The sequence below is a fragment of the Thauera phenolivorans genome (assembly GCF_001696715.1).
Classification (GTDB): Bacteria; Pseudomonadota; Gammaproteobacteria; order Burkholderiales; family Rhodocyclaceae; genus Thauera; species Thauera phenolivorans.
The window spans coordinates 271,363-278,380 of record NZ_MBFM01000004.1 but is presented as its reverse complement, the minus strand read 5'-3'; the positions used below and the strand labels follow the sequence as shown (position 1 = coordinate 278,380).

Annotated in this window: 9 protein-coding genes; 1 reads left to right on the top strand and 8 read right to left on the bottom strand. The window is 72.0% G+C overall.

The genetic code is table 11. The annotated features are described in order from the left end of the window. The coding region (locus BB334_RS18480; protein ID WP_068808925.1) for a 3-deoxy-D-manno-octulosonic acid transferase at positions 1-968 on the bottom strand (968 nt) is incomplete at its 3' end. Between the two features lie 81 nt (positions 969-1,049). Here BB334_RS18480 and BB334_RS11235 point away from each other — a divergent pair. After that, the gene (locus BB334_RS11235; RefSeq protein ID WP_068808595.1) at positions 1,050-2,057 is read left to right on the top strand and encodes an NAD-dependent epimerase; all 1,008 of its coding nucleotides are present in this window, start codon (positions 1,050-1,052) and stop codon (positions 2,055-2,057) included. A 22-nt stretch (positions 2,058-2,079) separates the two neighbouring features. Here the strand turns inward: BB334_RS11235 and BB334_RS11230 are convergent, their stop codons facing one another. From BB334_RS11230 to BB334_RS11205, 7 genes are all read right to left on the bottom strand, one after another. Beyond that, entirely contained in the window at positions 2,080-3,051 is a 972-nt protein-coding gene (locus BB334_RS11230; RefSeq protein WP_232756718.1) for a PA2778 family cysteine peptidase, read from the bottom strand. 7 nt (positions 3,052-3,058) lie between these two features. Next, positions 3,059-3,448 (bottom strand): PA2779 family protein, encoded by a 390-nt coding sequence (locus BB334_RS11225; protein ID WP_068808594.1) that lies wholly within the window; start codon positions 3,446-3,448, stop codon positions 3,059-3,061. A gap of 149 nt (positions 3,449-3,597) precedes the next feature. Further along, entirely contained in the window at positions 3,598-4,581 is a 984-nt protein-coding gene (locus BB334_RS11220; protein WP_068808593.1) for a metal ABC transporter substrate-binding protein, read from the bottom strand. Between the two features lie 16 nt (positions 4,582-4,597). Then, positions 4,598-5,464 carry a metal ABC transporter permease gene (locus BB334_RS11215; protein ID WP_068808592.1) on the bottom strand — a complete coding sequence of 289 codons (867 nt, stop codon included), beginning with the start codon at positions 5,462-5,464 and terminating at the stop codon, positions 4,598-4,600. Between the two features lie 42 nt (positions 5,465-5,506). Further along, the gene (locus BB334_RS11210) at positions 5,507-6,364 is read right to left on the bottom strand and encodes a metal ABC transporter ATP-binding protein (protein WP_068808591.1); all 858 of its coding nucleotides are present in this window, start codon (positions 6,362-6,364) and stop codon (positions 5,507-5,509) included. A gap of 1 nt (position 6,365) precedes the next feature. Then, positions 6,366-6,488, bottom strand: coding sequence for a hypothetical protein (locus BB334_RS18810; RefSeq protein ID WP_269799004.1), 123 nt, complete (start codon positions 6,486-6,488; stop codon positions 6,366-6,368). Beyond that, on the bottom strand, positions 6,485-6,940 hold the full coding sequence (locus BB334_RS11205; protein WP_068808589.1) for a Fur family transcriptional regulator: 456 nt from the start codon (positions 6,938-6,940) through the stop codon (positions 6,485-6,487). Before BB334_RS11205 ends, BB334_RS18810 begins: the two co-directional genes overlap by 4 nt. Positions 6,941-7,018 lie beyond the last annotated feature (78 nt).

Genomic DNA, 7,018 nt, shown 5'->3' with positions numbered 1-7,018 from the left:
CCGATCAGCGCGACGTCGGCGGCGAGGTAATACGAGAACATCTCTCCCATCGAGTCGCCCAGCCAGACCCGGGTGGAGGCGGCGACTTCGGCCTCGTCCGAGCGCCGCTGGAGGCCCAGCCCGGCTGCCTTGACTGCGCCGGCGACCTCGTCGAAGCGTTGCGGATGGCGTGGCACCAGGGCGAGCAGGCAGTCGGGCGGTGCGTGTTGCGCAAAGGCGGCGAGCAGCAGCGCCTCCTCGCCCTCGCGCGTGCTCGCCGCGAGGAGCACGGGGCGCGCGCCGATGCGGGCGCGGAAGGTGGCGCCGCGCGCCTCGGCCGCGGGCGTCGGGGCGACGTCGAACTTGATGTTGCCGGTCACGGTCACCCGGCGCGCGCCGAGGGCGCGCAGACGGACCGCGTCGCCCGCGGTCTGCGCGCCGATCGCATCGAGCGCGCCCAGGGTCAGTGAGGTGAGCGCCGGCACCCGCGCGTAGCGGCGCGCGGAGCGCTCCGACAGGCGGGCGTTGGCGAGCATCGTCGGCACCTGCAGCCGGCGGCAGGCGGCGAGCAGGTTCGGCCACAGCTCGGTCTCCATGATGACGCCGAGCGAGGGCCGGAAGTGGTGCAGGAAGCGCCGCGCCAGCCAGCCGAGGTCGTAGGGCAGGTAGACGCGCAGCACGCGCGCCTCGTCGCCGAACAAGGCCTTGGAGGTTGCACGCCCGGTGGGCGTCATGTGGGTCAGCAGCACCGCGTGTTCGGGCCACTGCGCGAGCAGGGCGCGTACCAGCGGCTCGGCGGCGCGCGTCTCGCCGACCGACACCGCGTGCACCCAGATCACCCGCCCCGGGGCGCGTACCCGGTAGCGGCCGAAGCGCTCGCCGACGTGCTTCAGATAGTCGGGCTGGCGGCGTGCCCGCCACAGCAGGCGCAGCAGCACGAAAGGCAGGGCGAGCAGCCAGAGCAGGGTGTAGGGCAGGCGGGTCAGCATCGGCGCGCGGCGTGGGGCGATGCCGCAAGTATATCGCCCGCATGCAATAATCCGCTGTCCTCCACTCGGTCTGCGCTTCCCATGAAAATCCTGCTTACCGGCGCCGCCGGTTTCATCGGCATGCACACGTCGGAGCGCCTGCTCGCACGCGGCGACGAGGTCGTCGGCCTCGACAACCTCAACGACTATTACGACCCGCGGCTGAAGGAGGCGCGCCTCGCTCGCCTGCAGCCCCACCCGGGCTTCCGCTTCGTCAGGATGGACGTCGCCGACCGCGCCGGCGTCGAGCACCTGTTCGCCGAGGAAAAGTTCGACCGCGTGATCCACCTCGCCGCCCAGGCCGGGGTGCGCTACTCGCTGCAGAATCCGCACGCCTACATCGACAGCAACGTCGTCGGCTTCATGAACATCCTCGAGGGCTGCCGTCATGCGGGCGTCGGTCACCTGGTGTATGCCTCGAGCTCGAGCGTGTACGGCGGCAACACCCGCATGCCCTTCTCCGAGGCCGACAGCGTCGACCATCCGGTGAGCATGTACGCGGCGACCAAGAAGGCCAACGAGCTGATGGCCCACACCTACAGCCACCTCTTCGGGCTGCCCACCACCGGGCTGCGCTTCTTCACCGTCTACGGCCCCTGGGGCCGGCCCGACATGGCGCTGTTCCTGTTCACCAAGGCGATCCTCGAGGGGCGGCCGATCGACGTCTTCAACCACGGCCGCATGAAGCGTGACTTCACCTATGTCGACGACATCGTCGAGGGGGTGATCCGCACGCTCGACCGGGTCGCCGAGCCCGATCCCGGCTTCGACGCCGATCATCCCCACCCGGGCCGCGGCAAGGCGCCGTTCCGGGTGTTCAACATCGGCAATCACGATCCGGTGGAGCTGATGGATTTCGTCGCCGCGATCGAGGATGCGCTCGGCCGCACGGCGGAGAAGAACTTCCTGCCGTTGCAGGACGGCGACGTGCCGGCGACCTACGCCGACACCTCCGCGCTCAACGAATGGACCGGCTTCGCGCCCGCGACCAGCGTGCGCGACGGGGTCGGCCGCTTCGTCGCCTGGTACCGGGACTACTACAAGGTGTGAACGCCGGGCGCGCGCCGCCGGCTCAGCGCGGCGCGTGGGCGTCGATCTCGGCGAGGGTGGCGCGTACCTGCGCCTCGAGCGGGCCGGCGTGGGCGAGCGCCCGTTCGGCCGCCCGCCGCGCTTCTGCCGACCTGCCCTGCTCGAGCAGCACGCGCGCGAGGTTGTTCCAGGCCGCGGCGGCATCGTGGGCCTCGGCCGCTGAACGAAACTCGGCTTCGGCGCCGGCGAGGTCGTCGCCTGCGTAGAGGGCGTTGCCCAGGCCGATGCGCAGCGTCACGCTCGCGGGCCAGCGCGCGAGCCCGCCGCGATAGGCGGTCGCCGCCGCGGCGGGGGTGGCGCTGCGCTCGAAGGCGACCAGCGCGCGGGTGGCCTCCGCCTCGGTCGCGGTCGCCGGCAGCTCGCCCGGCGGCAGCGCGACGAAGGCCCAGCGCCCGCCGCGATTCCAGGTGTGCTCGAAGGTGCGGAAGGACAGCTGCTGGCGCCGCATCGGGCCGGAGCGCAGCACGAACTCACGCTCGTCGAGCGTGTAGCCCACCACCACCGCGTAGTGCCACGACGGCGCCCACGACAGGCCGAGGTTCTGCAGCACGACCACCGCATGACCGGCAGCAGTCTCGCGCATCAGCGCCTCGAGCGTGCCGGGGATCAGGGTGGCGACTGCGCCGGCGCGCCGCGCGCCGGCGAGCATCTCGAGCTGCAGCGAGCCCGCGCGCCCGGGCAGGAAGACCTTGTCGACCAGGGCGTGCGGGGTGGTGGCGAAGCCCGCCGCGCCGAGGGCGGTGGCGAGCGCGGCGGGACCGCAGAAATGACTGTCGTCGGGGAAAAAGGGGGTGTCGGCGAGCTCGACTGCGGGCGCGAGGTCGGCGGGCGGGTCGGCGAGCAGGCCCGCCGTCTGCACCGCGCAGCCGCCCAGCGCGGCGGCGGCGAGCAGGCCGCCGGCGGCCGTGGCGAAGGCGCGGCGCGACCGGCTCGCCGGTGCTGCGGTTCGCGTCACCGCGCGCTCAGCGCACCGAGCGGGTGAAGGGGTAGACCTTGGTGAGGCCGAGGATGTCGGTCACCAGCAGCACGAAGAACACCAGCAGGATGGCGCCGATGATGCCGCCGGCGGGGGCGCTGTCGATATGGTCGGCGAGCGCGCTCGCCTCCTCGTCGGTGAGCGCGGCGATGCGCTCGGCGGCTACCGCGGTGTCGAGGCCCTGCTGCTGCATCGCGGTCTGCACGTCGGCGCGGGCGAGTGCGGCGGTGAGGCGCTCGTGGCCCGTGCCCTGCTCGGCGCCGGTGCGCGCGACCTGCTCGGTGGAGATCATGCCGGCCTGCGCGGTCTGGATCATCGTGGCGTTGGCGAAGCAGACGGTCAGCACGGCGGCCAGCAGGCGCTGGAATCGTTTCATTTTCTTTTCTCCTCGGGCTGGTGCATGTTGGATCGGAAGCCCGCGCGCCGCCGGCGACGGCGGGAGCGGGCCGTCGATTATAGGCAGGACGGATCGTGCGGGCGCGTAACGATCGTTTCAGAAACTTGCGAAACCGCCAGCGGGCAGGCTCACGGCGCGGGTGCGATCGCCTCGACGATGGTGCGCAGGTTGTGGCGCATCATCGTCAGGTAGTCGGGCGCGGCGCCGCCGGCGGCCGACAGCGCATCGGAATAGAGCGTGCCGCCCACGCGCGCACCGCTCTCGGCGCGGATGCGCTCGATCAGCCGCGGATCGGCGACGTTCTCGATGAAGACCGCGGGGATCTTGTCCGCACGCAGTTGGCGGATGAGGCGCGCCACTCCTTGCGCGGTGGGTTCGGCGTTGTTCGAGACGCCGACCGGAGCGAGGAAGTCGACGCCATAGGCGCGAGCGAAATAGGCGAAGGCGTCGTGCGAGCTCACCACCTTGCGGCGTTCGGCGGGGATCGCGGCGAAGGCGGCGCGGATCTCCGCGTCCAGCGCCTTCAGTTCGCCGCGGTAGCGCGCGGCGTTGTCGCGGTAGTGGCTGGCGCCCGCGGGGTCGAGCTCGGCGAGCGCGGCGGCGATGTTGGCGACGTAGCGCTCGGCATTGGCGACGCTCTGCCAGGCGTGGGGATCGATGCCGCCGGGGTCGTGATCGTCGCCATCCTCGCGGTCGCGATGCGCGTCTTCTTCATCGGTGCCGTGATCGTCGTCGTCCTGCTTCGCCAGCGTGTCGATGCCTTCGCTCGCGACCAGCACCCTGCCCCGGTAGCCGGCCGAACGCGCGAGCCGTGCGACCCAGTCGTCGAAGCCGAGGCCGTTGGTGACGACCAGCTGCGCGGCGCCGAGGCGGCGGGCGTCGGACGGCCGCGGCTGGAAGGCGTGGGCGTCCTCGTCGACGCCGACCAGCGTGTCGACCGCCACCCGCTCGCCGCCCACCTGGCGCACGAAGTCGCCGAGGATGCTGAAGCTGACGCTGACCCGCAGCGGCTCGGCGCGCGCCGGTGCGCTGCCGAGCACGACGCCGGACAGCAGCGCGGCCGACAGGACGAGGACGAGTCTGCGGGTGATGCGGGGGGAGAGCGGCTGCATCGATGGGCTCCGGACGTCAGGATTCGAGGTGGTGGCGTACCGGCAGGCGGCCGGCGAGCAGGCCGCCGGGCGCGGCGGCGAGCGAGAAGAAGTAGGCGACGCCGCACATCAGCACGATCGCGGGGCCGGCCGGCACGTCGGTGTGGTAGGACAGCAGCAGGCCGGCGACGCTGCTGGCGAAGGCGATCAGCACCGCGAGCAGCAGCATCAGCGGTAGCCCGCGCGACCACAGGCGGGCGGCCGCGGCGGGCAGGATCATGATGCCGACCGCCATCAGGGTGCCGAGCGCATGGAAGCCGCTCACCAGGTTGAACACCACCAGCACGAGGAAGCCGTAGTGCGCCACCGGCGACCAGCGGCTGACGCCGCGCAGGAAGGCGGGATCGAAGCACTCGAGCACCAGCGGCCGCAGCAGCAGCGCGAGCGCGATCATGGTCGCGGTGGCGATCGCGGCGATCAGCAGCAGGGAGGCGTCGTCGAGCGCCAGCACCGAGCCGAACAGCACGTGCAGCAGGTCGAGGTTCCGGCCGCGCAGCGACACGATCATCACCCCGGCGGCGAGCGAGAGCAGGTAGAAGGCGGCGAGGCTGGCGTCCTCCTTGAGGTTGGAGGCGCGCGTCACCACGCCGGCGGCGAGCACCACCACGAGGCCGGCGACGATGCCGCCGATCGTCATCGCGCCGAGCGACAGCCCGAAGGCGAGGTAGCCGAGTGCGGCGCCGGGCAGGATCGCGTGGCTCATCGCGTCGCCCATCAGGCTCATGCGACGCAGCAGCAGGAACACGCCCACCGGGGTGGCGCCGAGCGAGAGCGCGAGGCAGCCGGCGAGCGCGCGGCGCATGAAGGCGAACTCGGTGAAGGGGGAGACGAGGAGGTCGATCACGGGGGCGGGTGGGTGAGGGCTGGGTTGGGCTGGCGGCCGCGCTCAGTGGCGGTGACCGTCGTGGGCATGGTGGTGGTGCGTGCCGGGCTCGGCGGCGTCGGACTGGACGACGTCGGGCTGGATGACGTCGGGCTGGATGACGTCGGCGGGCAGCTCGATATGGCACTCGGGCGCATCTTCGTCGAAGGCCTCGGACAGGCGGCGGGCGCGGGCGAGCAGGGCAGGGGTAAGCACCTCGGCGGTGGGACCGAAGGCCACCGGCTCGCGCGACAGCAGCAGCGCGGTCGGGAAGTGGCGCCGCACCTGCTCGTAATCGTGCACCACGGTGAGGATGGTGCGGCCTTCGGCGTGCCAGCCCAGGATCAGGCGCACGAGGTCGTCCACCGTGCGGCTGTCGATCGCCGCGAAGGGCTCGTCGAGCAGGATCAGCGGTGCGTCCTGCAGGATCAGGCGGGCGAAGCGGGCGCGCTGCAGCTGGCCGCCCGACAGCGAGCCGATCGCGCGCGTCTCGAAGCCGCTCAGCCCGACCGCGGCGAGCGCCTCGCGCACCCGCCGGCGGTGTTCGCCACGCAGCGCGCCGAAGGCGCCGATCTCGCGCCACAGGCCCAGCGCCACCATGTCGAAGACCGACAATGGAAAGCTGTGATCGATCTCGCCGCGTTGCGCGAGGTAGGCGAGGCCGCCGCGCGGCAGGGCCGGCAGCTCGATGCGGCCGCCGAGCGGGCGCAGTTCGCCGGCGAGCCCCTTCAGCAGGGTGGACTTGCCCGCGCCGTTGGGGCCGATCACCGCGACCAGCGCGCCGGCGGGAATCTCGCCGCTCAGGTGATGCACGGCCGGGTGGCGGTCGTAACCGAGGGTGAGGTTGTCGAAGCGGATCAACGGGGGTGTCGCGGGATGCATGTCAGACGAGCGCCCAATGGACGGTGAGCCAGAGCAGGGCGATCGCCCCGCCGACGATTGCGAGGCGGGCGCCGAGTCCGGCGCCGAGCAGGCTGTGGCGGGCAGAGGAGGCGCGCAGGCTCATCGCCGGCCCTCGCGCTGGCGGCCGCAGTCGGCGCAGGCGCCGTGCAGCACGAGTTCGGACCGGTCGAGTTCGAAGCCCGCCGGCAATGGTGGTGCGGAAGTGACGGCGACATCCTCGAGGCAGACGATCTGCCCGCAGCGCTCGCAGTGGAAATGGGCGTGGCGATGGCTGTCGTCGCCGCGCAGCTCGAAGCGCCAGGCGCGCTCGCCGCCTGCGATGCGCGTGGCGATGCCCTGTCCCACGAGCCATTCGAGCGCGCGATAGAGGGTGACGCGGTCGTGCGCGACGCCGGCGGCGTCGAGCGCGGCGCCGAGTTCGTCGTGCGACATCGGGTGCGCGCACGCCTGCAGAGCCTCGATCACCGCGATCCGGGTGCGGGTGGCACGACCGCCGCGGGCGGCGATCAGGTCACGCGCAACGCCTGCGGGCGGATGATGAAGGACGCTGCTCATGGGCGGATTCAGCTTGGGTTGATTGATGCAACATAGTAGCATTAACAGAATCGCGTTGCCTGCACTCCAGTATCGGGC

Excerpts from the sequence above, each read along its gene's own strand:
- BB334_RS11235 (WP_068808595.1), top strand. The coding sequence starts at position 1,050 with ATGAAAATCCTGCTTACCGGCGCCGCCGGTTTCATCGGCATGCACACG.
- BB334_RS11225 (WP_068808594.1), bottom strand. The coding sequence starts at position 3,448 with ATGAAACGATTCCAGCGCCTGCTGGCCGCCGTGCTGACCGTCTGCTTC.
- BB334_RS11220 (WP_068808593.1), bottom strand. The coding sequence starts at position 4,581 with ATGCAGCCGCTCTCCCCCCGCATCACCCGCAGACTCGTCCTCGTCCTG.
- BB334_RS11210 (WP_068808591.1), bottom strand. The coding sequence starts at position 6,364 with ATGCATCCCGCGACACCCCCGTTGATCCGCTTCGACAACCTCACCCTC.
- BB334_RS18810 (WP_269799004.1), bottom strand. The coding sequence starts at position 6,488 with ATGAGCCTGCGCGCCTCCTCTGCCCGCCACAGCCTGCTCGGCGCCGGA.
- BB334_RS11205 (WP_068808589.1), bottom strand. The coding sequence starts at position 6,940 with ATGAGCAGCGTCCTTCATCATCCGCCCGCAGGCGTTGCGCGTGACCTG.